The organism is Parapedobacter koreensis (assembly GCF_900109365.1).
Lineage (GTDB): Bacteria > Bacteroidota > Bacteroidia > Sphingobacteriales > Sphingobacteriaceae > Parapedobacter > Parapedobacter koreensis.
In genome coordinates this window covers 865,946-891,616 of sequence record NZ_FNZR01000001.1, presented here as the reverse complement: position 1 = coordinate 891,616, position 25,671 = coordinate 865,946, and the positions used below count along the sequence as shown (strand labels likewise).

The window sequence follows — 25,671 nt, the reverse complement described above, 5'->3', positions numbered from 1 at the left end:
ACTTTCCCTTTTTGTTTTATTTACAGGTTGGGGTTGTTGTTAATTTCATTTAACGGAACTGGGAAAAGATAATATTTGCTATTCGGTGATAAATCTGTTCCATCAGGGAACTTCGTGATCCAATGGCCTAATATGGTTGTCGTATTACCGGCATCATCTACAAACGTTTCGTTTGCTTCCCGTCTCACCGGCGCCGTTTGCAATCGCAAAATGTCGTACAAGCGGAATCCTTCTCCCCAAAGTTCTTTGCGGCGTTCGAGTAGAATTTCATCGATTATCGTGTCTTTGTTAAAATCAGTCGCTGATAAATCAGGGAGGTTTCTATTGCGGCGCAATTCATTCAGTGTCTCAACGGCGCCTGCTACGTCATCCAGCCTTGCTTTGCTTTCAGCCTCGATAAGCAATTGTTCCGAAGCACGCATCAACACGATATGCCCGTCATGATTGGGATATTTGTTTCTGAATTTTTTGTATCGGTAAGACCTATAAAGCGCTTCGGCAGGTTGCGTTGCAATTTCGAACAATGACTTTCGTATGTCTTCGTCATCGAACAACGCAATAAAATGGGGATCGGGTATAATGCTGTTGTACCCATAATAAAGATTCGTCCCGTTAGCATCCGTGGCATAAGGAGTTGTTTCGATATACGCCAAATACGAAGAACCTCCTTTATTCTGGGTTTGTGTCTGTGGATGCCCCCAAATCCATTCGGGATTGCTCACATCATTGAACCCTTCAGCATATTGTTCGGGTGTCATGATAGCATATCCAGCGCGTGCTTTGGCCGCATATTCTTTGGCCAGTTCCCAATTTTCAAGTGTTAGATAGGCCCGGGCAAATAATCCATACACTACATTAATGTCAGGACGATTTTTAACCGTACGTTCGAATCCCGGCAATAATTTTTCGGCCTCTGACAAGTCGCTGATGACCTGATTGTATACTTCCTGTACGGTAGCCAGTGGCTTGGGCTCGGTACTCGGGGTCGTAGGCTCCGTATAAATCGGAACGGCTTTGGCATTCGCATCTTTCGCATAGGTAAACTGGTATTGCCGCACCAAGTTCAGATAATTGTGCGCACGCAAGGCATAAGCTTGTCCCTTAAGATGTTTCAAACTGGGCTTGCTATCTTCGTTAATGGGAATATTAGCGATGATGTTGTTGGCATGGTCAATCGACGTATACTGCAACGTCCAAAAAAACAGCGCGCGCCGCGTGGTATTGTCAAAAGGATCGCGATAAGGATACGAATCACGAAAGCCGTATCGGCCATCGCGGGCAAAAGCATCTTCGCCCATTACTTCGTGGGTAAGAAATATCGCTGGGAGACCTGGATTGTCCTGTGAAGTGCTGTTTTCCAATAAAAAACGAATTGCTCCATTGACGAAAGCATTGATGTTATCTTCCGAAGAAAACACTTCCGGTGTAGTAATCTGGGTCGCAGGCGCAGTGTCAAAAAAATCTTCGCTGCACGATGTAAACAGCGTCAAAACAGTCAGTATATAACTAAATTTCCGTTTCATAATCTGATAATTATTTCAATTAAAATGACACATTAAGGACCAGTGAATATGCTTTCTGAGCAGGATATCGATAATATGTCGAGCCCGATACCGTCTGTTCGGGGTCTAACCCTTTATGGCCATAAAATGTCAATAGATTTTCACCTACTAAACGTAGTCTTACATCCGTGAGTGACCATTTGGACACGAGGTTTCGCGGTAGTGCGTATGACAGGTTAATGTTTCGTAAGCGTGCATAGGTCGCATTGAACAAAAAGCGGGTTGAGGGAATCGTGTTCCATGGATCGGAGACATAGGAGAGGCGTGGAAAATCGGTGTCTGTATTTTCCGGTGTCCACCGCGAGAGGGCTTCTTTTGACCAATTGCGTCCAGGAGCAGAGCCGAGGTGCATAATCATCGGTTGGTCACCATCGAAAATCTTACCGCCGATGTTGTACGATAACAAGAATGAGAGTTCAAAACCCTTATAGGAAAAACTGTTGCTTAAGCCACCGTATAGATCGGGAAGTGAGCTTCCTTGGAAATAGGGTGTCGCCTCGGTTTGATTTTCAGTGGTCGTCCTTCCGGTAACATTTCCAGCTTCATCAACAATATCTTTATACCACGTTGCTTTGCCGTTTTCAGGGTTGACACCAGCCCACTCCTTAATATAAAAGTCGTAAATCGAACCTCCTTCTATCATTTTTTTAGTGTTGCCGTATTGCCCAATCGAGCCGGTCAGGATTTCGTCTTGAGGCAACTTGGTTATTTTGTTGGTATAGTGTCCGAAATTGAGGGTGGCATTCCATCGGAAATCGTTGTTCCGGATAAGGGCACCCGTGATCTGTCCATCGATGCCTCTGTTGCTTAATGAACCAATATTGGCATCGATGCCGTCGTAACCTGTTGAAGGAGCAAGGGGTTTTGTGAATAAGAGGTCTTTCGATTGCCGGTCGAACACATCAATTTGGGCGATCAATCGATTGTTGAACAGTGATATATCAGCGCCGAAATTGAGATTCAGGTTGGTTTCCCACTTCAGATTAGGCGTTGGAAGATCGGACGGCAATAATCCCAACATATCCAAACTGTTGTAAATGGAATAAAAACCGCCATAGGCATAATTGCCAACATTATCGTTGCCTTGGGCACCATAGCTGAAACGTAGGTTGAGGTTATCTATACTGGATACGTCCTTCAAGAAATTTTCTTGTTTCACATTCCAGGCAGCTCCCACCGACCAGAAATTGCCCCAGCGCGCTTGTTTGCTAAAACGCGAAGATCCATCGCGGCGAAAACTTGCCGAAAAATGATATCGCCCGAGGTAATCATAGTTCAGTTGGCTCAACCAGCTTCCCAAGCGGTAATCAGCCGAAGTGCCGTTAAACACTCCGCTCACGGTTCCTGCTGAAGGTTCGGTTTTTCCAAGTACTTGAAAACCAGACCGGCTTCCGGATAATTCTGAAGTTTGGTTGACGTAAATTTCCGGTCCTGCTAATAAACTAATGCTATGCTTGCCGCCGTTCAAATTAAACGCGTAATTGAGGAAGCTGTTTACCGTATAATTGAGCGTACGATCTGCACGTCGACTTGCTGAGCCAGCGCCTTCTGTCATGACTCCTGTACTGTAATAAGGGTGAGAATAAGAGTGAGAGCTACCCGCCCGATAATCAATGCTTGCCGTTGTTCTCAAAAACAGTCCTTTCATGAACGTGATGTTCAGGTTTGTTCCAAGTAATACGGCATCGGTCCGGGTGCCTGATATCGCATGTTCTGCGCTTCCCAGGATGTTGACCCCACTGGCAGCAGTTGTAGGACGCCATATGCCATAATCCCATTTTCTGTTGCCGTTTTCGTCCAATACAAACGAACCGTCCGGATTACGTTCATAAACTGGGTAAATATTTGAAATCAGCCGTTGGAAATTGGCGAAATTCCCTTGGTTGCTGTCGCTTTGCGAAGGGGATCGTTGAAAACCTGACGAAAGCGATACATTTGCGCCGATATCAAACCAACTATTAACTTTCGATTGTACGTTAGTACGTAAATTGTAGCGTTCGAAATTGGAGGTTTTAATCCAACCCTCCTCGTTCAAATAACCGCCTGAAAAGTAATATTTCGTGTTAACACTTCCTCCGCTAATGCTGAGGTCGTACTGTTGACGCCGGCCGGGCCGTGAGATGGCTTTGCCCCAGTCATCATTCCATAATGGTGTTGCGCCAGCAGCCAATCTACCATCTGTACCAACAGGATCTGGGTATTGTGGCCCAAAAATATTGACCTTTAGCGAGCCGTCAACCAAATAATCCGTTGCATATTGAGCTGCTTCCGCAGTCGATTTGCCTTGGTCCAGCTGGGTGTTACGGATGGCTTCCCATTGCAATTCATAATACTCTTGTGCTGATAAATAGTCATAATCCGCAACGGCACGCCCTGTATAGCCATAGTTGGCTGAAAAGTTGACTGAGGGCTTTGAATTCAGGTCTCCTGATTTGGTGGTGACGACAATTACACCGTTAGCACCGCGTGAGCCATAGAGCGCACTTGCCGTAGCATCTTTCAAGACGGAAATGGATTGGATGTCTTTCGGGTTTAATTGATTGGGATTTGCGCCCGGAATACCGTCTACAACATAGAGTGGTGATGTGGACGCATTGACTGAACCTACCCCCCGTACAAACAGCTCTGCATCACTTCCAGGTTGTCCTGCCTGCGCAATGGATTGCAATCCCGGCACCGTTCCCTGCAAAGCCTTGCCAATAGAAGTAATTTGCAATTTATCCAACTCTGTTGCGTTGACAACCGCTACCGATCCCGTATAACTCGATCTTTTGGCCGTAGTATAACCCACCACTACCGTCTCATCCAATTGGTTCACGTCTTCAGCCAATGTAATGATAACAGGTTCACTGGTATCATTAATGGCTATTTCTTGTGGTTTATAACCCAAAAAATTTATGGTAATCGTAAGCGGTAGGGGCTGGTCTGTTGTAATACTAAATTGGCCATTTGCATCAGTGACGGTGCTCGTACTGGTTGATTTTATTGCAATTGTAGCTCCTGCCACTGCTTGATTTGCCTCATCGACGACTGTTCCACGTATGGAATGTTGTCCATAACTGGTAAAGGAGCATAAAAACATCGCAAAAAAAGCATAATTGTATTTTTTTAACGACGAGAATAGCGGTTTGCTCCTGAAAAAAAGCAATATATTTGCCATAATTCTAAAATGTTTTTAGAAACAAGCGCTTCCATGCCCGACTGCAATTGGTTTATGGGGGCGCTTATCTTTTTGATTATTGACGATTTTGTCTGTATTTGAATATAGATTGTTTGGTGTTTTCAGTTGGCGCATGTATAGCGTAACATTTCAGCCCGGTGGTGTTTAAGGGATAGGGGTGATAGCCCTATCCATGGCATGGTATCTTAGCAAGTTTCCATGTTTATTCGCCCAGTAATTCCTGTAATTTTTTCCGCAAGCCTTCCCCACGGAGATTGCGGGCTACGATGGTTCCATCAGGTCCTATCAGGAAATTGGCAGGGATAGCCCGTACGCCATAGATGGCAGCGGCCTCGCTTTCCCAAAACGTAAGGTCGGACACATGGGGCCATGTAAGCCCATCTGCCTCAATGGCTTTCAGCCAGGCTTCTTTGGTCTTGTCAAGCGAGACTCCAAAGACCGTGAAACCCTTGTCTTTGTAGTGTTGATAGGCTGCTACCACATTGGGATTTTCCCGGCGGCAGGGGCCGCACCACGCTGCCCAAAAATCCAGCAATACATAGCCTTTGCAGAGGTGGTCGGAAAGCCGAATGGTGCTTCCGTCTGGCCCCGTAGAGGTAAAGTCGGGCGCTTTATTGCCGGGCAACACAGTCTCCAGCGTGTTTGCTAATCCGTGTAGTACGGTTGCATATTGGGTGTTTTGAAGGGATGGATCAAGCTGGCTTACATATTCCCTGATTTCTGAAGGGCTCAACCGGTAAGCAAAATTGCGGTATAGCACATACGCCGTGGTGATGGAAGCAGGATCTTCCTTGATGAAATCAGCGACTTGAACATTTTGCTGGCGGTTGCTGTAGTCTACAAAGCGATCATGCGATTTTGAGCCGGATACGACGGTGTTGTGGTAAGACGCGCCTGAATCAAATGTTACCGTGATGGGAGCGTCTTCGAGGAAAATATAAAACGGTGTTTTATCCTTTTCAAGGGTAAGGCCATATAATTCGGGTAATTCCACACGCGTGGTAAAGTTGAATTCGCCGTTGTGAAGGGTAGCTGAATCGACCGTGTGGAAGATCTTGTTGTCAAACCGTTGGAGGTAGATGGTTCCTGTCTGCACATCCTTTACGGTGCCCTTAAGTTGTAAAGGTTTAATTTGCCCGGCATATACAATACCGAATAAAAGCGTTGACAGTACAGCTGATGTTATTGTTGTTTTCATATTTTGAGAATGCTGATGAATAAGTATTACATTGTTTATTTTGTCATTTATTTTTTCACGCGATAGTCCAGCGCAGGAGCGCGGTCGCCAAGCAATGATTCGTAATGGAAGTTGGAACCCCTGCGGGATTCAAATTCTTTTTTTACTTCATCGATCAATGTTGGATTGGTGTAGAGATCGATGGCTGTAAGCGCAAAAACTTTAGCCGTGTTGATAAGGGACTTGGTGCCAATGGTTGTGCCACCGGAGGCGACATTCTGCCAGCTGTGGCCAGCACTTCCAGGCACGAAGGTGGCTGTACCGAATGAGACGGTAGGCACGTTCCAGCTTACATCACCTACATCGGAAGAGCCGCCGCCTTGTGATGGTTTTTCTTCATCCAGAGGCTGTACTTTTGCTACATCTTCCAATGCGGAATTGTCGAGCCCCAGATCGTTGGCAATGGCTTCGGCAAATACCCGCTCACGGTCGTCATAATGAATACCCCCCACCGTTTCAAGGTTTTTCTGTACCACTTCCGCTAATTTACGGTTGGGCAATTTTTCATAGAAACCCGCGATGATTTCGCTGCTCAGCGTGGTTTGGGTGCCTTTGGCGGCCCCATCTGCTGCCTCGTTTATCCAATTGACGAGGTCTTGCAAAATTTCCCGTTTGGGATGGCGGATGTAATAAGATACTGTGGCGACTTCCGGTACCACATTGGGTGCTTCCCCTCCGTTGGTGATGACATAATGAATGCGTGATTCCGACGGTACATGTTCGCGGAGTAGGTTTACCATGTAGTTAAGGGCTTCGACACCGTCCAATGCCGAACGTCCTTTGTCCGGGCTCGCTGCGGCATGCGCCGCCTTGCCGTGGAAGGTATAATCGACCATTTGTATGGCGGTGCCGGTGGTTACATTCACAGCATTTCTCGTAGCCGGATGCCAATCCAATACCACATCCACGTCATTGAAGAAACCATCTCGTACGAGGTATACTTTGCCGCCGCCGCCTTCTTCGGCAGGTGTGCCAAAGATCTTGATGGTGCCTTGTTGGCCGGTACTTGCCAGCCATTCTTTGATGGCTACAGCCCCGGCCACCGAGCCAGTGCCAAATACGTTGTGCCCACAAGCATGGCCGTTTCCACCTGCTTCTACCGGCTTACGGTAAGGTACGGTATCCTGTGATATACCTGGTAATGCGTCAAACTCGGCCAAGATGCCAATGATAGGATTACCGCTGCCATAAGTAGCAATAAATGATGTGGGCATGCCCGCCAACCCGACTTCCACGTTGAATCCTTGTTCTTCAAGGTGTTTTTGGAGGATTCCTGAGCTTTCGGTTTCCAGAAAGCCCAATTCAGGAGTGGCCCAGATAGCCTTTTGGATTTGGTCATAAGTCTGGAATGAACGGTCAAGGTAATCCAGCGGGATGTTCGTTGCTTTTTGTCCAAATAGCATGAAGGGAAGTAAGACGATAGGTATTAGTAGTAGCTGTTTTTTGCTCATATTCAATTATTTTATATACGTATTGACGCCATGTTAATTGTCAATTAGTTCATCAATGTGGCTTATCCTTAGTCTTGGATATGAATAAACGGTGTTTTCAAGTTAATCGTGATAGTTGGATGCTTGGAGCAGCGTTGCGTGGCAAGCATTTCACTTATCTTTACCTTTGGCAACGCCCAAGGCAGGATGTAGCACCTTAATGTAGCTTCAGGTTGCTAAGACGTCATCGGGCCTTTCCCTCGGTCTTTCTTGATAAGCACAAATAAAAGAACTAAGTGGGGCAAAAGTAAGAATAAAATCTATTATGTTTATAGGGATTATGTGAAATTAATTTCGGACTAAATACCTCGCAATGTAAGAGCGGCGGATGCCGCCACCCGCCGCCTTAACTAAACAACAAACAAACTTCTTATTGCGGTACCGCTCAATGCAGAAAAAATATCTACTTATTAGGTAGTCTTTTTTGATAAAAAATAATACCTTTGCCTTGCAACAAAGATAATAGGTTCATGCAAGGTAAAAAACGCATAAATCATGCGGCAATTAAGTATGATTTATGCCTAACTATTCAGCTATGGCACAACCCGACATTTTGGATAATATTAAGCGATTAAGGAAGGCCAGGGGCCTTTCGCAGGCAGCGATGGCAGAAGCATTACATATTGCATTGAAAACCTACCAGAATATCGAGGGAGGCATTACCCGTATAGACATTGATCGTCTTGGACAGATTGCGGATGTATTGGATGTCGGGCTGCCCAGGCTAATGGGTAACGAGGAAACTGCAAGCGAAGATGTTGTTAGATTTATCAGTGAGGAAAAGGCATTATATCATAAAATTATCCATGATAAGGAGGCTTATATTGCACAGTTGGAAGATAGCATTCGTTTTTATCGGGAAATACTCCGCGAAAGCAGGGTGTTTTAAATGAAGAGGTTTCCAATAAAATGCTTAATCTTGCATGATATGCTGCTTATCATTGACAAATGAGTGCCTTTAGATCAAAACTGCCCAATACTGCTATTTCTATTTTTACCCAGATGTCGCAATTGGCTATTCAGCACCATGCGATAAATCTTTCCCAGGGTTTCCCAGACTTTGATTGTTCACCCCGGCTCATTTCAATGGTGGAGCGCGCGATGCAAGCCGGCCACAACCAGTATGCGCCAATGGCAGGCGTTATTGCACTTCGCGAGCAAATAAGCGCCAAGGTGGAAGCGGTAGCTGGCATATATTACCATCCCGAAACTGAGATTACCATAACAGCGGGAGCGACTCAGGCACTTTTCACCGCCATCGCCACGGTAATCCACCCCGGCGACGAAGTGATTTTATTCGAACCCGCTTACGATGCTTATGCGCCCAGTGTCAGGGTATTTGGGGGCATTCCCAAACCTGTTACCTTGCGAGCGCCGGATTTTGCGATCGATTGGAGAGCCGTGGAAGGGTTGATGACGCCTAAGACGCGGTTGATCATTATCAATTCGCCCAATAACCCTACAGCCCGTGTGCTGACCGACGCAGATTATGAACAGCTCGCGCGCATCATTCGCGATCAGCATTGTTATGTCTTGAGTGATGAGGTGTATGAACACATTGTATACGATGGTGCAACGCATCGTAGCGCTGCACACCATGCCGAACTCCGCGAACATACGTTTATCGTGGCCTCTTTTGGTAAGCTATACCATACTACCGGATGGAAGGTTGGGTATTGCCTTGCGCCTGCTGCCCTTATGGCGGAGTTTCGTAAGGTGCATCAATTTAATGTATTTAGTGTAAATACACCCGTCCAATATGCTTTGGCGGATTTTTTAGGCTACCGGGACGAATACCTCGGACTTGGCGCATTCTTCCAGCAGAAACGGAACCTCATGCTTGCCGCACTTGCCGCCACCCGCTTCCGGGTGTTGTCCTGTCAGGGTACCTATTTCCTGCTGGCTGATTATTCAGCTATTAGCGACCTGCCTGAACACGTTTTCTGCCAAGAGCTGACCACTCAGCATCGGGTGGCTACGATACCCATTTCCTCGTTTTATCACAAGGAAATCAATCAACAGCTCGTTCGGATCTGTTTTGCGAAACAATCCGAAACGCTAGAACAAGCTGCTGAACGCCTCGCCCGCGTTTCAGAGTTATGAGGCCTATTTGACTTGCCTTACTCCTGTAGTGGCACCGCCTTCCAATGTCAGATTTACAGGTTTGTTGGTCTTCCATGCACCTCGGGTGAAGTCGGGGATATCTAATGAACGCGATCGATTGGCTACTGATTGTTCACTTAGGGGGAAGATGCTGCTCCACAAGGCACCGTCATACACATCCTGATCCAGTGGCAAGCCATTGCGCAAACAGTCGATAAGCCGCCAATCCATGACGAAGTCCATCCCTCCATGGCCACCGACTTGCTTGGCTACCTCGCCCACATGTTTGATGAGGGGGGGCGTATATTGGTTATACAGACTTTGTAATTCTTCTTCTTTAAGCCAGTCATGGCCAAAGGCAATACGCTCCGGTGAGGGCCATTTGGATGCGACACCTTTCGTACCGCTGACGAGGTGTATCCGCGAATAGGGGCGCGGAGAAGTGACGTCGTGCTGCACCATGATAGACTTTCCCTTGGCGGTTCTAATCACCGTGGTGTTCATGTTTCCCCGGTATTTCTTGTCTGCAAAAGGCTGGAAAAAAGCGTCTTCCTTGGCTTTTTCTTCGGCAGTATGCGCCATTATGAAGTCATTGGTCGATAGTGAGACCAGGTAATCCATCTTATCGCCTCTGTTGATATCGAGGCATTGGGCAATGGGGCCAAGGCCATGTGTAGGATAAAGATTGCCATTGTGTGTAGCATTCATGCGCAACCGCCACATATCGGCATACCCGTTTTTATCAAAATTCAGATCCAGCAAATTGTGGATGTATGCGCCTTCTGCATGGATAATTTCGCCGAATAGCCCATTGCGGGCCATGTTGAGCGTGAGCATCTCGAAGAAATCATAGCAGCAGTTCTCCAGCATCATGCAATGTTTTTTGGTTTTCTCGGATGTTTCCACGAGCTCCCAACATTCATCAATTGTGACGGCTATGGGAACCTCGCTTGCTGCATGTTTGCCATGCTGCATCGCATAAACGGCCATTGGAGTATGCAGGTGCCAAGGCGTACAGATGTACACGAGATCAAGTTCTTCGTTGGCTACCATGTCTTTCCAGCCCTCTTCCCCGCTGTATTCCTTAGCTTTAGGGAGTCCAGCCTTTTCCAAAATACCTTGGGCTTTTGTTGCCCTATCCGGATCCTTGTCACAGAGCGCTTTGATTTCTACGCCATCAATATGCGACATCCGTTCCACCGCTCCGGGGCCGCGCATCCCCAAACCGATGAAGCCAATACGTACCTTGTCGATCGTTGGCGCTGCGTATCCGCTCATGTTGAAGCGCTGGGGCTGCATCGGTTGATAAGCTGATGCCTGCAAATCATTGGCGTTTACTCCGCCCGTCACGGCCGGCAAAGTTGCTACGGCTCCAGAAAGCAGGGTCGCGTTTTTGAGGAAACTTCTACGGTTGTATTTCATAACGAAAATTGGGATAGTAACAATTTTAAGAGCAAGTATAGGACGGTTAGCCGAGTTATCAAAGCGTTCGGTCAACGCAACCGTTTGTTTAAAATATTATCCATCAAATAGGTCGTCGTTACGCCTTACCTGTCGGCTACCGTTTGCTTACCTTTTCTTTACCGATTCCTTGCCCCTGGACGCAAACGATTGCATTGTGCTGTTCGTTTAAAAAAACAACTATTTGCAAAAATTCCACGCAACGTATAGACATTTATCGTTAGTTTTGCGTCTCACCTTATACGTAATTCCTCAAATGGCAAGATTAAATTTACTGGAAGAAACACGCTTCGAGAAAGTACCCGTAAGTGTTTACTCCAACCCTACCACGGCCTCATTAGCCGTGGCTAAGCGTATTGCCGATCTTATCCGCGGCAAACAAGAAAAAGGTGAGCAGGCCATTCTTGGTCTCGCTACAGGTGCAACCCCTGTAAAAGTGTATGCAGAGTTGGTACGTCTGCACCGGGAAGAAGGGCTCAGTTTCAAAAACGTGATTACCTTCAACCTGGATGAGTACTATCCAATGCTGCCCGATTCAGAGCAGAGTTATGTCACCTTCATGAACAGGAATCTCTTTGATCATGTCGACATTGACCGGGCGAATGTACATATCCCCGATGGTACATTGGCTATGGAGGATATCCATGATTACTGCCTGGCTTACGAGCAAAAAATTACCGCATTGGGAGGGCTTGATCTGCAAGTGCTGGGTATTGGTCGTACGGGTCACATCGGGTTCAATGAACCTGGTTCTGCGCCCAATTCCGGTACACGATTGGTCACGCTGGATGATCTGACGCGCCGTGACGCTTCACGTGATTTCGGTGGTAAGGAAAATGTGCCTACAAAAGCCATCACCATGGGCATTGGCACCATTTTCAAGGCACGGGAAATCATTTTAATGGCCTGGAATGAGAAAAAAGCTGAAATTGTAAAAAAAGCAATTGAAGGCGAAATTTCCTCGGACGTACCCGCTACTTATCTCCAGCTATCGGACAGCGTAGAATTTGTACTTGACCGTGATGCAGCATCGCAGCTGACCCGCTTTGATACTCCTTGGTTGGTCAAAGATTGCGAATGGGATAACAGGACCATCAAAAAAGCGGTAGTGTGGCTTTCGCAGACACTTAAAAAGCCTGTACTTAAGCTTACCGAAGATGATTATAACACGAACGGTATGGCCCAGCTGGCAACGGAAAAGGGGCCCGTGTATAACATCAACATTGATATTTTCAATCAACTGCAACATACCATTACCGGATGGCCCGGAGGAAAGCCAAATGCGGATGACAGCCAGCGCCCTGAACGCCGTGAGCCTGCTAAGAAGCGTTCCATTATCTTTTCACCACATCCAGATGACGATGTGATCTCCATGGGCGGTACATTTATCCGGTTGGCTGATCAAGGCCACGATGTGCATGTGGCTTATCAAACATCCGGCAATACGGCGGTTTGGGATGACGATGCATTGCGGTTTATTGAGTTCGCGACCGACTTTGCCAAATCACAAGGTATTGATACCCAAAAACTGGAGGCACTCTACAAAGATGCACGGCAATTCATCGGAAGCAAAAAACCCAACCAAATAGACACGCCGGAATTGCTTACCGTGAAAGGGCTTGTCCGCAAAGGGGAGGCCATTGCTGGAGCCCGATTTGCAGGTCTTCCGGATGAAAACATCCACTTCCAAAACCTGCCTTTCTATGACCGTGGCAAGTACAGCAAGAAATTGGATTATGAGGATGATATCCTACAAACCATGGAGCTGTTGCAACGTGTTAAACCTCACCAGATTTTTGCTGCCGGAGATTTCGCAGATCCACATGGCACCCATAAAGTATGTTTTGATATCATCCATGCGGCGATGGTACGTTTGCGCAAGACAGAAGCGTGGACAAAAGATTGCTGGGTATGGCTTTACCGTGGCGCTTGGCATGAATTCGAGATCCATGAGATTGAAATGGCTGTGCCGCTTTCGCCGCAGGAGGTATTGCGCAAACGCCATGCGATTTTCAAACACCAGTCTCAAAAAGATGTACCGGTATTCCCTGGGGATGATGCCCGTGAGTTTTGGGTACGCGCTGAGGAACGTACACGTGAAACAGCTAAGTTATACGACGGTTTGGGCATGGCAGAGTATGAAGCCATTGAAGCATTTGTGCGGTGGAAGTTTGAAGATGAATAAAAGGCTATCGCGAAGGCCTAATAAAAAGGCCGTCCGGGAATGTCCTGAAGTAAACCCCAAAAGTTAGACAAAACTTTTGGGGTTTATTATGCAAAAGAGAAAAAGAACAAACGACATTCCCTGTTTGAGAAACTGCAATACCGAGCTTAACCTCTTCAGAGATAGATATAAACAACTATGAAAGAAATTCAACATCCAGTGCTAAAGGCAAAAAAAGTCCTTAATGATATGGCATCTCGAACAAACAGATTGTGCACGGTATTTTTGTTTTTAGCATTGATGGCTTTCAGTTTTGGTCATGCTCAAAAAAGAAAATATATCCTGTTGGATATGCTGGATAGCGCGTACACAATCAAGCAATATACGTTAAGTACTGCGGAATTATACGGAACGGACGATCGCATTGAACTATTCAATGTATATATCGATGAACAAAGTTTAATCTTATTTTCGGTTTTACCGGGTTTTGATAACACACAAAATTGGGAAGAAGTGGATAAAAGCGAGATAGAAGGGGCAATGATCCAATATGCCGATTTTAACGAGAACTATGTAAGAAAAATCCGAAGAGGGGTTCGATTGGAGAAATCATTTTCCTTACGGATTGTGCGGGTAGATAATGGCAGGTACCTGGCAAGCAAGCTTTGTTTGTTTGAGCAGTTCAATATTCGGGAATATCACCACGCCATCAATACGCCTCCGGGGACCATCAACATCAATAGACCCCCTATTGACGTAGTAAAGATGCAGGAGGAGTACTTGAGATTATTTCCTGATGCTACCTTCCCTTCACAGCAAAACAGTATGGCAATTGTCCAAGACAGGATGTTAATCGGCATGTATTTATCCAAAGAATTGTGTGTAAATAATCGAAAAGCGTATTTTTTCTGGGTGTTTGACGATTGGAACGTGGTTGACGGCCCAAATATACATCGGGGTATAGATCGATTCATTTATATACCTGAACTCGGCATTGTAGGCGGGTCATACGATTTTCATTTTGCGTTTGGCAATCCTTGGGAACCGGTTCCCAATAGTAAACGGTATCGTATTTCTCCTGAACAATGGCAACAAAACGTTATGGAGGAAAAAGTCATGTTGGCTGAGGAACTGAAATAACCTTTTAGTAGCAACCAAGACAAACAAAAATCCCCGGACTTTTTGACCGGGGATTTGTTATAAAAAACCTTTGACACGTCTTTTGATAAACTGTTTTTGCCCTATAAATTCTGTCTCGCTATTTCAGGACTATTCAGTTTGCTATATTGCGTCTGACAAGGACGTAAACGTGAAATCCCTGATTTTCATGGGCGGTACCAAGATATTGCCCGACCGTTCGGTCTTGCCCAAATCTTCTACGTTGTTGAGCATGATGATAGGGCTTTCGTTGAACCGGAAGTTTTTTATCGGGAATTGAATGGCTCCATTTTCAATGTAGAACGTGCCGTCGCGGGTGAGCCCGGTAAGCAAGAGGCTTTGGGGATCCACCGATCGGATGTACCAGAATCGGGTCACCAAAACGCCCCGTTCGGTACTTTTAATCATATCTTCCAATGAAGAATTACCTCCGGGAATGATCATGCCCCAGCTTGAGGGAAGTGGATCCACGCCTTTTTGAGCTGCCCAGTAACGTGAGTATGACAGGTTCTTGACCACCCCATTTTCTACCCACGTGGTCTTCTTCAATGGCAGGCCATCGCCTTCCCAGGTTGGAGAGGGTAGTTCCGGATTCAAGGGATCAGAGTAGATACTGATGCGCTCGTCAAAAAGCTGTTCGCCCAAACGTGTTCCACCGCCTTTCTTGCTCATGAAGCTTCTTCCCTCGTCGGCACTTCGCGCGTCGAATCCCCGTAGTATCCATCCCACCAAATCGCTGGCGGCCAAGGGCTCTAATATGACGGTGTACTTGCCAGGTTCGATAGCCTTAGCCCCGGCCGATGTCTTGGCCTTTTGAGCGGCTACTTTGCTCATGGAGAGTGTACTTAGCTTGCTTGCGTCGTTGAAACTGTTGCTGGTATAGCCCGACCCGGTACCTTCTTGATTGCGGATCGTTACCGAAAAAGATACGTTAGTATTCCGATTGTACGCATAGAGCCCTTTTGAATTCATCATAGCCCTGAAGCCGGTACTGTTGTTCAGGAATCCAGCTGCTTCCAACTTTTCATCCTTAGCGGCTTGGATGCTTTGGGCCACCATATCTGCCCGGACAGCGGGATCAATAGCGGCTGTGCTTTCCGCATAAGTCAGCGACTCATCATAGGTTTGGGGGCCTAGCATCGGCATGTATTCCGGATTTTCCGGCGATAACCTGGCCAATTCCTCTGAGCGTTCCACGGCCTTTTTTAGCGAGGCATCGTCAAACTCGTTGATGCTCGCTGATCCCACTTTTTTGCCATATACTGAACTTACCGACAGGCTCATTGTGCTCGCCGCGCCTGCCGTGGATACGGCATTGTTGGCATAGCGAATATTTCCTTCGTCCGTACCGCTCAAGGAGGCTACGCATTCGTCGGCCGTGGAAAAACTCAGCACCTTCGTTAATATTGCTTGTGCTTCTTCTTTGCTTAAAATCGCCATAGTATTAAATATTTCTTGCTGTGTTGATTACATTAACTCCATTGAACCGGGTCGTGGCGCTGCCATGGGACACGGCGTTGCTTTGTGAAGGTTGTCCTTTGCCATCATTAAATGCGCCACCGAGACGGTAATCAGATTCATCACATACGCCTGCACACGAGTTCCAAAACTCTTGCGTATTGGATTGGTAAGCGACATCGTTGAGCATACCCACAATTTTCCCGTTACTGATTTCGTAGAACACCTGTCCACCGAACTGGAAATTGTACCGTTGCTGATCAATGGAAAAACTGCCATCGCCGATGATGTATATCCCTTTCTCCACATCCTTGATGAGATCATCGACAGACAGCTTTGTCTTGCCGGGCTGCAGCGAGACGTTGGGCATACGTTGAAACTGCACGTCTTCCCAACCTTGGCTGTAGCTACAGCCATGTGATGCATTTTCACCGAGCATATGTACTTGGTCGCGTGTAGCCTGGAAGTTGACGAGGATACCATCCTTAATCAAGTCCCATTGTTTACATTTGACCCCTTCATCATCGTAACCTACGGCGCCGAGGGAGCCGACCTCGGTCTTGTCGGCTACGACGTTGACCAATTTGTTGCCAAAATTGAAATTCTTGGAATTCAGTTTATCCAGCGTCAGGAAGCTTGTACCTGCATAATTGGCTTCATAGCCCAGTACACGGTCGAGTTCCGTAGAGTGACCTACTGACTCGTGTATGGTGAGCCAGAGGTGCGAAGGGTCCAGTACTACATCGTACTTCCCGGGCTCTACAGATTTAGCCTTAATTTTCTCCGTCGCATTCTGCGCGGCAGCCTTTACATCTTCTAAAATGTCATACCGCTTCTTATAGCGTGTGACTACACCGGCGACTTTATCTTCAGGACGTGCATCTAAGTATTCATAACCCATACCCATGGGTGAACTCAATGCATTGCGCGTCTGGAACTTGCCCGAGGCACGGTCGATGACCGTCACGTTGAAGCTGGGATAGATGCGGTGGATGTCTTGATCAATATACGAACCATCCGTGGAAGCAAAATATTTCTGCTCATTGATGGCTGCGATACGGGAATTGACAAAATTGGCGCCATTTTCCATGGCTATGCTGTTGACTTGCAGCAGCAGATCCACTTTGTCTTTAATGGGTACTTCAAAGGCATTGGTCTCAATAGGGGTCTTCCAACTGACTTCTCCATAGCCTTGCTGTGGGGCCAGCGTGACTGATCCGCCTTGGATTTTTGCATTGGCCTTGGCAATAGCTACGGCCTGGCCAGCAGCTTTGGCAATGTCTTCCTTTGTCATGTTATTGGTGGCGGCAAAGCCCCAGCAACCGTTTACAATGACGCGGATGCCGACACCGTAGGACTCTGTATTGGATACACCCTGCACCTGTTTTTCACGGGTAAAGACATACTGGTTGAGGTAACGGCCGATACGTACGTCGGCGTAAGTGGCTCCCTGTGCAGTGGCTTCGTTCAATGCCACATCAGCCAACGCTTTTTTGGCTTGGGCATCAGCCCGTTCCACCAAAGCTTCCAAGGGATCAATAGGACGGGCGAATAATCCCATTTTGGGCATTAGCAATGCACCCATTCCCATTGAGGTGTAATAGAGGAAATCTTTTCTTTTCAATGTGTTATCTCCTGTGATGGTTTAATAAAAATGAAACATATGATGTTATTGGTTGATACTTATCAAATCGTTCGACCTGTATTAATGACGTTAATGCCTTTAAAATGGGCTGTTGATGAACCATGCGACACCGCACTTACTTGGGAGGGCTGTCCTTTGCCGTCAAAGAACGTCCCAAACAGGCGGTAGTCATCTTCATCAGCAATGTCGGCCATGGCATTCCAGAATTCCTGCGTATTCGCTTGGTAGGCGACATCTTTGAGCATGCCCACGATTTTTCCGTTGTTGATTTCATAGAACAGCTGGCCGCCGAACTGGAAATTGTACCGTTGCTGGTCGATGGAATAGGAGCCCCGTCCCACGATGTAGATGCCTTTTTCCACATTTTTAATCATATCGGCCACCTTGCGGCTATTTTTATTGGGAAGCAAGGAAATGTTGGGCATGCGTTGGAATTGGATGCTATTCCAGCTATCGGCATAGCAGCAGCCTTGCGAAGCATCAAGCCCTAAGATATGGGCTTGGTCGCGAATGGTTTGGTAATTGACCAGTATGCCATCTTTGATGACATCCCATTTTCCGGCAGGTACACCTTCATCATCATATCCAACGGCACCGAGGGAGCCGGGTTGTGTACGGTCGGCTACTACATTCACCAGTTCATTGCCAAAGTTGAAATTTTTCGACTCCCATTTGTCCAGCGTCAAGAAGCTTGTACCGGCATAGTTCGCTTCATAACCAAGCACCCGGTCGAGTTCGGTGGAATGGCCTACCGACTCATGGATAGTGAGGCCCAAATGCAGCGGATCCAATACCAGGTCATACTTGCCTGGGTCTACGGACTTGGCGCCGATTTTTTCCTTGGCATGTTGGGCAGCTGTTGCTGCGTCCGCAAGTATATCGTATCGATCTTTATAAAGCGTCACCGGTACCCCATCGATTTTATAAGGCGAACCTGGAGTAAGGTACTCATAGCCCATCCCCATGGGTGCGCTTAAGCTATCGCGGGTTTCAAACTTCCCAGAGGCACGGTCGATGGCTGTGACGGTGAACGTCGGCCATATCCGGTGGACATCTTGATCAACATAAGAACCGTCTGTGCTGGCAAAATATTTTTGTTCATTGATCATGAATAGGTTGGATGTCACGAAATTGGCCCCTTGATCCAGTGCCGATTGATTGGCGGCCAATAATAGCTCCACTTTCTCACCGACGGGTACTTCAAAAGGGTTTTTTTCGATAGGCGTAGCCCAGGTTTGCTCACCGATCCCTTTTTGGGGAGCCAACCGGACGGGCTCAGTCATGAAGCGTGCATTACCTTTGGCGATGGCAATCGCAAGGGCTGTCGCCTGCGCAATGTTGTCCTTGTCTACTTTATCGGTAGCGGCAAATCCCCAGCATCCATCCGCAATGACGCGTATGCCTACTCCATAGGACTCCGTGCTTTGCAGTCCCCGTACTCGCTTTTCCTGCGTAGCAATGGTTTGGTTGAGATAACGTCCGATGCGTACATCCGCATAAGTCGCCCCCTTGCTTTTGGCCACATTGAGTGCTACATCGGCCAATTCTTTTTTGAGCGATGTATCGATGCGATCCAACGCTGCCTGCGGATCAATCACCTTCGCGAAAGCAGGTAAATCAGCCAAAACGTAGGCTCCAAAGCTTAACCCTGTCAATTTGAGGAAATCTTTTCTTTTCAATTCAGTGCTGTTTATTAAGGTATTGCCAAAAAAAAGTATCGTCGCTTAACCGTTTAAATAATGAAACCAAAATAAGATTTGTAACGACATAATTTACAATATTTACATAACATTTTGGTTATATTGCCTCGAAGCATACCATAATACCGTGGCTGCTATTAGAAATAATAGAAAAAATATCCATTTGGGTATTTCATTTTCTGGATTTACTTCGATTTCGGGTTTGTTGGTAAGCTTTTCGTGTTCCCTTGTTGCGAACGCTTTTGTTGCGCCCAGTGTTGCAAAATCTCTTGCAGGTTGCCAATCGGTTTGATCATACACATAAAACCAAGCGCTGTCTGCCTGCTGGGCTGTTATGGAATGCCATCCACCGTGCTGGGGCCAAAACGATAATTTGGATAATTCTGGTAAATATTCATGTTGAAGTACGGGATGAGGTTGCCCGTCAATGGAAAGCAAAGGCTCCGGATGCTGTAACAACAGTTCCATCCAGTTATGAGTTGTAGGGAAATGAGGTGTTTGTACGTAGTGCAAGGCCTGCTGGCGGCCGGCAGTGGTGTTGTCCAGGAGAAATGACCAAAGGCGGGTATAGGCTTCTTGCTGATCCCTAAGCCACCAGCTATAACTGTTGTTGATGGTCATTGCCGTAACGAAACCTTTACCGTAAAGTTGTGACGCTGCTACGATTTGGGTATCATGGTACAACAAGGGTTGTTGTGAAGGCTTTACTTGGATACCATTGAGCAAAACGATGGGCAGCTGGGGATAATCTTGCTTGGTTATCGATTTAATTGCAATCGTTTGCTCGTGTTCATTGGAGGTTGTGGCAACGCGGAATTCCTGGCCCAACAGCGAATGTTTCTTTTCATCACCGACAAACAGTAAGAGTCCCATTCCTGAGCGGACGGCGGCGGCTATTGCCTGCTGTTCTGTTTGCGTACACATTGCCAGCTCTGCTTCGTCGGCAATCAGCAGGTCTGCTTGTTTGAAAGTAGATGCATCCAGCGGGGGTGCTAATGACAGGGGTGATCCCTCGCTATAGGTAAATGAAAATTTATCAACGGAAATACGAGCTCTGGAGGCTATGCCATACCGCAATTGTTGAAACCAGTTGCCTAGAAATTTATATTCAAACGAGGGCGAAGCAGCCAGCATCACTACGTTGAGTGTTTGCGGAGGATTGATGAATACAGGCAATTTCTCGTGTTGCAGTGTATCCTGCCCGGCTATCGCCAATACATTGAATAGTGTATTGCCGAGTTGCTTGGGTAGGCAAGACAAGGTAAATGCGTGAGCGGCCCTTGCGGGTATGATGGTGGAATCCACAGGCTGGTTGGCACTTAATAAGACGACTTTCACCTCCTGATCTGAAGGGTTATTGTACTGTCCTTGTGCCACAAGCGGTGATAAAGCTTGTAGCTGTAGGGGCCACGCACAAAAGACGAAACCCTGCGGAGGCTGAGGCGCGTGGTAATGCAACGGACGGTCAGTAAGTGCGTCCAATTGCGGACGGGTAAGGCCAAATCCGTAGAGAGCTATCGGTACCCGTGGGTGTTGACGAAGAAAAGCTTCCCAATTCTGAATTAAAGGAATCAGGTGTTGACGAGCGATAGCACTATCAGTGGTCGCAGTATTGCCATTTTTTGTCGCTATACGGATGGTTGAATCGGGTGTCCCTTTAGTGAAGACTACCAGTTCATCGGATTTATCGGAGGTGTGCCAACTTTGTGGGTATTTCAATGGAAAGAACAAGCCTGAAAGCGCCCCTATTGCTAATAGCCCAGCTAGGCACCTGATCAGAAAAGGTACCTGGCTTTTTGATCGTTTCTCATTCAACAACACATAAATAAGTAAGATGAATGCAAGAACAATAAAAAAAGCTTGAGGCAATGTCATGATTTTAATTAACGGTTAATTGCTTGAAATAAAGCTGATAAATAGGCTGCTTGCTTACATGGTTTTTCTTTTGTGGCTGTTGTGTCAGCGTTGGGAGCAATTCATGGATGGCTTTTTCGATCAACTGGATTTCAGCTTGGGTGTTTTCCCCCCCGTCTTCCTCAAGCAGCCGTATCGCTTTGAGTGCGCTTAAGTATTGGGCAGGCTCACGGCTTGCGGCTTCCATCACGCTGCGCTCCGCTTCGATGAGCAGTTGCCTACCCATTTCATCCAGCTTTCGGGTAGTTTTCAGGTTGGAGAGGTAAGCGAGCGTACGTTTCAAGCGTTGTTGCACATTGAGTTCGTCGGGGTTTTCCAGTGTCGTATAGTGCTGTTCTGCACCTGTAATCTCTTCGAGGTCTCCGGCAAGGCGTTTTTCAGGGTTCAAGGGAGTAGTTTTAGTAGGGGCTTTGCCCACATATACCCTTGATTTTTGTTGCAGTTCTTTCAACATACGAAGCGCCTTATAAGCATAGGGCAATGCTTCACGGGGTTTGTAGGTTCGCAGACGTAGTTCAGTGTTCCACATTTCCGTCAGCGTGGCTTTGAGGTGGGCTTTTTGCTCGGCATCGAAAAAAGTGGCGTCTTCAGCACGATCGTGCTGATGGGACATTTCAGCAATAAGACTTTCCATGTTTATGGGTACTTCGGTGGGGCCTTCTCCCTTAAACTCATTGGCGTGGTTTTCATGGCCTTCATGGCCTGGATCATGGTTTTTCCAATCCCGGACTTTGTTGTGGCTCACCACTTCTTCTTTGGGCAGGTGGGCAAGGCTTTGAGGGCCTTGCTCGCCATGGTCATGTCCCACATGGCCACCGATGGCGTCTTCGGCTTCTTCTCCTAAAAATTGCCCATAGCGTAAGCGCAGAAGCTGCTGATCAATCCCCAGGTTATTACTCCTGTTGTGCACTTCTGGGGTGGAGAGTGAGTCCATTTCAGCAAGGAGTTTTTCGGTGTCGATGATGATTTGGCGTTGGCTTCTGAAGTATTCGGGCGCAAGATCCACACCACTTACCATACCGGACATACTGAATAGTTCGGCGGTATCTTGCAAGACGACGACAAACACATCAGAGCGGCTTTCCTGCCCGGCATTGTCGTTGGCTTTCATGTAAAAATAGAGTTCATCGCCCGGCCCCATACCTAATTTTTTCAAATCAATTGTCTGCGCAATCGTTGCATCCTTTTTGTTCTTTACCGCGGTGCGGAGGGGTATTTCATGCGATTTAAAGCTAACGCCTTCTCCCTTGCCCGAAGAAATCGTGGCCATAATTTGTGCCTCGCGGATAGCATAATCATCTTGCATGGAGGCGTTTAGTGCTACCGTTTCCGGGAAACCGAAGTCAATCACGGTATGCTGATCGGGGTTACTCACGCGAATGGTTACCGGTAAGTCGGGAATCAGCTCCAGCGGATAAAGAGCCGATAGCTCGCCATCCAGCGAAAGTTGGTAAAAACCATTTTTCTGTGGTTTAAATTCGATATCCCATCGAAGGCTGTCCTTGTCGTGTGGATGCAAACGGATGGTTGTTTTGCCATCAAGCAACAAAGCCATTTCGCGGATGCGTGCGGTAGTGGTGAGGTTTAAACCAATGGTTGAGCCAAGAGGTGCAGCAATGGACAGATCTGTTTGTTTGCTTTTCGGCAGACCGGTATAGACCGGAGGTGTGATGCGCACCTGTGCAGCTGCTATTGCCGCAGGCAGATCCATCGAAGGCTTGGGAGTGTTGGCGGTTTGCTGCAGGCTGCTTACTTGGCCGTTGCCCAGGTGAGGTGTGACATTATATAAAACGATGAAATAAGCTGTTGCGGTTAACAACAAGATGCCAACGGGTTTATACAATATCCGATAATTGATAAAATGACCTACGGGAAGATCAAATGCCGATTGGTATAGCCGATGGATCTGTAGCTTTTGGAGCATACCTAACGATTCGGAGGATTTCAAGAAAAGCGAAGCGCTATGCTCCAACTGCGGAAAACGGATGTCGAGCATGTCGGCTATCTGGTGATGCTGCACCTTGGCAATGCCTGAAAAATGTACCATAGCCGAGAATAACACACTGCATATGACAGGGTATATCCAAAGCGGGGTCTGCATAAAACAGAACAGCACTGCTGCCACTGCAAATGTAGCCGCAATGGCATAACATAACTTTGCCGTTAGTTGGTAAGCCAACCATTGCTGCTTACGTTTTGATATCCATTTTAGACCTTTGGCACTATCCATCACTCCGTTTTAATTTTATAATGATAGGTCACGATCCGTTCTGCAGCGAAGATCAGTAAAGCTATCCATGCCAGATAAGGTATCGTATTTGCCTGGTTTGGCACTTGACCAATATCCTGTGCTGTCTTTGCGCGGTGCGGCAATGAAACGGTACCGACAAATGCGCGTTTGTCCTGGGAATATGTATGAAAACTGCTGACCAGGAGGGGCTCCTTCGTATTGACAAACAAGGGGATCATGCTGTTTATAAATGCTTCGGACCAGATGAGATCCGTCCATTGCGGATTAAACCGGGTATAACAGCGAAAAAGTGTATACCCTTGTTGCCTGCTTACGGTTAATAGCGGTCTGCCAAATGCATCTTGCCAGACCGGTGTATCCTTATCTTCGGCAACAATCAGCTTGTAGACACTTGCCATTGCCCTATCCGCCTGGGTATTCGCTGGTATCACGTAATTATTCTGCTGGTCTTCGGGTACTCCGGATGCATAGCGGAAAATAGTGGCAGCAGCTAGTGCGGTATCTGGGAGGCCAGCTTCCGTAAGATCAAACAAGATATCACACGATTCTCCCGGTTGATAAGTAGCCATTTCCATCGGAAAATCAGTAGCCTGCTGGAAAGCGGCCAGCAATGCACGCAGGTATCCAAGATCAGGCAATGGGGTGTCTGAAGCAAACCGGATTTGAAATTTGTGATCATTCACCGCCACCCATTCTGATTGGCCATCCAATTTTACCAGTGTCTGTCCTTGTTCTACCCGTACCTGGACGCCTTGTTCACTGCCATCGGCTTGGACAACAAGCTGTTCAAAATGGGTGTCGTCTGTACTGGATGAGCCGACGATCACGGCAATGCTGTCAGAAGCGGTGTTCCACGCCTGTGCTGCCCACTGAACGCGGGATGTATCCCGTTGTGCGAAAGCATGCCAGGTAAGTGCAAGCGTGGTTGCAGGCACATCTCCTGTTAATTGGCTGATTTGCGGGCTGCTGAAGACTACTACAGGAAATCCGGCCGGTAAGATATCATTGAGCTGATGGATGAGTGCAAAAGGATTTGCCGATTGGGAGACCGTATCAGCGTCTTGCATACTGATTTTGCGGAAGCCGGGTTCGAAGGCTCGTAGCCCATATCCGTTGTTCAGTAAACTATCCATCAGGATACGTTGGCTTTCCGCAAGATTTTCATGATAAGCAGTACCCAGCAATATCCATCCGGTTTCATTCGATCCCGGCCTATCTGAGGCGATGTGGGGTGCAGCCAGCAAGCAGGATAGAGCCAAAATAAGTAAGCAACGCAACAATAATAGCGGCCAGTTCTTTATCCGTAGCCGATTGATACGATGTTTCTTTATATTGCCGAAAAGTTTGGTACTCCCTACTTGTAGCACCTTGCGTTTTTCTTTGCGCCACAGGTGTAGCAACACCGGGATAATCACGGCTGTAGCAGCCAAAAAGCCAAGGGGATATAAAAATTCGACAGACACCTTATCGTGATTGGTTATTTCTGCGGATTAAAAAATCTCTCAACGCCTGTGCAGGCGGTTCGTTTGCATTGACCAAGGTATAATAAACTTGGTTTCGGAGCAATTTATTTTTGGATGTCTCCAGGTAATGCTTTAGTAATTCGGGTGCTAAGGCCGCTGATCTGCCGAGCATGATCACTTCACCGGTTTCCAGATCTTCCAATGCGTCATACCCATTGAACCGGCCTTCCAACTCGTTTGCAGCCATCAAGTGAAGCAGAATGACCTCCTGCCCCTGCGCATGAAGCAGTGCCATCAACTTGGTCAGTTCGTCTTGGTGTTCGTAAAAATCGGTAATGACTACTACCAAATCCTTTCCCGTGGCCTGATACAATTGTTTATATTGATCGAGATTTTCAAAACGGCCTTTGGCTTCCATGCTATCCAGTGCATGATAGATACGTTGCAATTGCTGGCTGTGTTGTTTCGGGGAAATGCGTTGTATGCCATTGCCATTGAAGACCGTGAGGCCCACTTTATCTCCTTGGCGATATGCCAGCAACGCGAGAGCAGCGGCAAGCTGGGCGGCATATCGGATTTTGGGGTATCCGCCACAGTCGTGATTCATGGAAGCACTGGCATCTATAATCACGTGCACGGCAATAGTTTTTTCCGTTTCGGCCTCCCGGATATAATACCGTCCGGTACGACCGAATACTTTCCAATCCAGGTTGCGGAGATCATCTCCCGGAAAGTAGTTCCGGTATTGACTGAAGGTGACCCCCTCTCCCCTGAGCCTACTGCTGTTGATACCGCTCATGAAACCATCCACAATGGTTTTTGCCGCCAAGGATAAATCCTTGATGGCCGTCATCGTTTTGGCGTCGGGTAGCTGTTTCATGATA

General features: G+C 47.2%; 16 protein-coding genes and 1 riboswitch. Of the genes, 4 read left to right on the top strand and 12 right to left on the bottom strand.

All coding sequences use genetic code 11. The features are described from left to right. Positions 1-20: 20 nt before the first annotated feature. The 4 genes from BMW65_RS03730 to BMW65_RS03715 all read right to left on the bottom strand — a co-directional run bounded on the left by BMW65_RS03730 (position 21) and on the right by BMW65_RS03715 (position 7,431). Positions 21-1,523: a RagB/SusD family nutrient uptake outer membrane protein gene (locus BMW65_RS03730; protein ID WP_090602830.1), complete on the bottom strand. Its 1,503-nt coding sequence runs from the start codon at positions 1,521-1,523 to the stop codon at positions 21-23. Between the two features lie 19 nt (positions 1,524-1,542). Then, entirely contained in the window at positions 1,543-4,722 is a 3,180-nt protein-coding gene (locus BMW65_RS03725) for a SusC/RagA family TonB-linked outer membrane protein (protein WP_090602828.1), read from the bottom strand. A 223-nt stretch (positions 4,723-4,945) separates the two neighbouring features. After that, entirely contained in the window at positions 4,946-5,941 is a 996-nt protein-coding gene (locus BMW65_RS03720) for a TlpA disulfide reductase family protein (protein ID WP_090602827.1), read from the bottom strand. A 47-nt stretch (positions 5,942-5,988) separates the two neighbouring features. Continuing rightward, positions 5,989-7,431, bottom strand: a complete 1,443-nt coding sequence (locus BMW65_RS03715) for an amidohydrolase (RefSeq protein ID WP_090602825.1) — start codon at positions 7,429-7,431, stop codon at positions 5,989-5,991. Positions 7,432-7,582: 151 nt separating this feature from the next. Beyond that, a riboswitch (SAM riboswitch) is annotated at positions 7,583-7,690 on the bottom strand. A gap of 315 nt (positions 7,691-8,005) precedes the next feature. Here BMW65_RS03715 and BMW65_RS03710 point away from each other — a divergent pair. Both BMW65_RS03710 and BMW65_RS03705 read left to right on the top strand, forming a co-directional pair. Beyond that, positions 8,006-8,359, top strand: coding sequence for a helix-turn-helix domain-containing protein (locus BMW65_RS03710; RefSeq protein ID WP_177180982.1), 354 nt, complete (start codon positions 8,006-8,008; stop codon positions 8,357-8,359). A gap of 59 nt (positions 8,360-8,418) precedes the next feature. Further along, complete coding sequence (locus BMW65_RS03705; RefSeq protein WP_090602822.1) at positions 8,419-9,573, top strand: methionine aminotransferase; 1,155 nt, start codon at positions 8,419-8,421, stop codon at positions 9,571-9,573. Between the two features lie 3 nt (positions 9,574-9,576). Here BMW65_RS03705 and BMW65_RS03700 read toward each other — a convergent pair whose 3' ends face one another. After that, positions 9,577-10,995, bottom strand: coding sequence for a Gfo/Idh/MocA family protein (locus BMW65_RS03700; RefSeq protein ID WP_090602820.1), 1,419 nt, complete (start codon positions 10,993-10,995; stop codon positions 9,577-9,579). 295 nt (positions 10,996-11,290) lie between these two features. Between BMW65_RS03700 and nagB the strand changes: the two genes are divergently transcribed. Both nagB and BMW65_RS03690 read left to right on the top strand, forming a co-directional pair. Next, positions 11,291-13,219 (top strand): glucosamine-6-phosphate deaminase, encoded by a 1,929-nt coding sequence (nagB, locus tag BMW65_RS03695; protein WP_090602819.1) that lies wholly within the window; start codon positions 11,291-11,293, stop codon positions 13,217-13,219. 177 nt (positions 13,220-13,396) lie between these two features. Beyond that, on the top strand, positions 13,397-14,338 hold the full coding sequence (locus tag BMW65_RS03690) for a hypothetical protein (protein ID WP_177180981.1): 942 nt from the start codon (positions 13,397-13,399) through the stop codon (positions 14,336-14,338). Between the two features lie 141 nt (positions 14,339-14,479). Here BMW65_RS03690 and BMW65_RS03685 read toward each other — a convergent pair whose 3' ends face one another. From BMW65_RS03685 to BMW65_RS03655, 7 genes are all read right to left on the bottom strand, one after another. Then, positions 14,480-15,796: a TldD/PmbA family protein gene (locus BMW65_RS03685; RefSeq protein WP_090602815.1), complete on the bottom strand. Its 1,317-nt coding sequence runs from the start codon at positions 15,794-15,796 to the stop codon at positions 14,480-14,482. 4 nt (positions 15,797-15,800) lie between these two features. Beyond that, the gene (locus BMW65_RS03680; RefSeq protein WP_218145332.1) at positions 15,801-17,438 is read right to left on the bottom strand and encodes a TldD/PmbA family protein; all 1,638 of its coding nucleotides are present in this window, start codon (positions 17,436-17,438) and stop codon (positions 15,801-15,803) included. A gap of 62 nt (positions 17,439-17,500) precedes the next feature. Further along, positions 17,501-19,138 (bottom strand): TldD/PmbA family protein, encoded by a 1,638-nt coding sequence (locus BMW65_RS03675; RefSeq protein ID WP_090602812.1) that lies wholly within the window; start codon positions 19,136-19,138, stop codon positions 17,501-17,503. 102 nt (positions 19,139-19,240) lie between these two features. Further along, on the bottom strand, positions 19,241-21,034 hold the full coding sequence (locus BMW65_RS03670) for a hypothetical protein (RefSeq protein WP_090602810.1): 1,794 nt from the start codon (positions 21,032-21,034) through the stop codon (positions 19,241-19,243). Between the two features lie 4 nt (positions 21,035-21,038). Beyond that, positions 21,039-23,303 (bottom strand): hypothetical protein, encoded by a 2,265-nt coding sequence (locus tag BMW65_RS03665; RefSeq protein WP_090602809.1) that lies wholly within the window; start codon positions 23,301-23,303, stop codon positions 21,039-21,041. Next, complete coding sequence (locus BMW65_RS03660; protein WP_177180980.1) at positions 23,303-24,787, bottom strand: BatA domain-containing protein; 1,485 nt, start codon at positions 24,785-24,787, stop codon at positions 23,303-23,305. The genes BMW65_RS03665 and BMW65_RS03660 overlap by 1 nt, the downstream gene beginning before the upstream one ends. Position 24,788: 1 nt before the next feature. Next, positions 24,789-25,667, bottom strand: a complete 879-nt coding sequence (locus BMW65_RS03655; RefSeq protein ID WP_245747483.1) for a DUF58 domain-containing protein — start codon at positions 25,665-25,667, stop codon at positions 24,789-24,791. Positions 25,668-25,671 lie beyond the last annotated feature (4 nt).

Bases quoted from the DNA above. Each gene is read 5' to 3' on its own strand.
- BMW65_RS03705 (WP_090602822.1), top strand. From the start codon at position 8,419: ATGAGTGCCTTTAGATCAAAACTGCCCAATACTGCTATTTCTATTTTT.
- BMW65_RS03720 (WP_090602827.1), bottom strand. From the start codon at position 5,941: ATGAAAACAACAATAACATCAGCTGTACTGTCAACGCTTTTATTCGGT.
- BMW65_RS03710 (WP_177180982.1), top strand. From the start codon at position 8,006: ATGGCACAACCCGACATTTTGGATAATATTAAGCGATTAAGGAAGGCC.
- nagB (WP_090602819.1), top strand. From the start codon at position 11,291: ATGGCAAGATTAAATTTACTGGAAGAAACACGCTTCGAGAAAGTACCC.
- BMW65_RS03670 (WP_090602810.1), bottom strand. From the start codon at position 21,034: ATGACATTGCCTCAAGCTTTTTTTATTGTTCTTGCATTCATCTTACTT.
- BMW65_RS03730 (WP_090602830.1), bottom strand. From the start codon at position 1,523: ATGAAACGGAAATTTAGTTATATACTGACTGTTTTGACGCTGTTTACA.
- BMW65_RS03665 (WP_090602809.1), bottom strand. From the start codon at position 23,303: ATGGATAGTGCCAAAGGTCTAAAATGGATATCAAAACGTAAGCAGCAA.
- BMW65_RS03725 (WP_090602828.1), bottom strand. From the start codon at position 4,722: ATGGCAAATATATTGCTTTTTTTCAGGAGCAAACCGCTATTCTCGTCG.
- BMW65_RS03700 (WP_090602820.1), bottom strand. From the start codon at position 10,995: ATGAAATACAACCGTAGAAGTTTCCTCAAAAACGCGACCCTGCTTTCT.
- BMW65_RS03655 (WP_245747483.1), bottom strand. From the start codon at position 25,667: ATGAAACAGCTACCCGACGCCAAAACGATGACGGCCATCAAGGATTTA.
- BMW65_RS03715 (WP_090602825.1), bottom strand. From the start codon at position 7,431: ATGAGCAAAAAACAGCTACTACTAATACCTATCGTCTTACTTCCCTTC.
- BMW65_RS03685 (WP_090602815.1), bottom strand. From the start codon at position 15,796: ATGGCGATTTTAAGCAAAGAAGAAGCACAAGCAATATTAACGAAGGTG.
- BMW65_RS03690 (WP_177180981.1), top strand. From the start codon at position 13,397: ATGAAAGAAATTCAACATCCAGTGCTAAAGGCAAAAAAAGTCCTTAAT.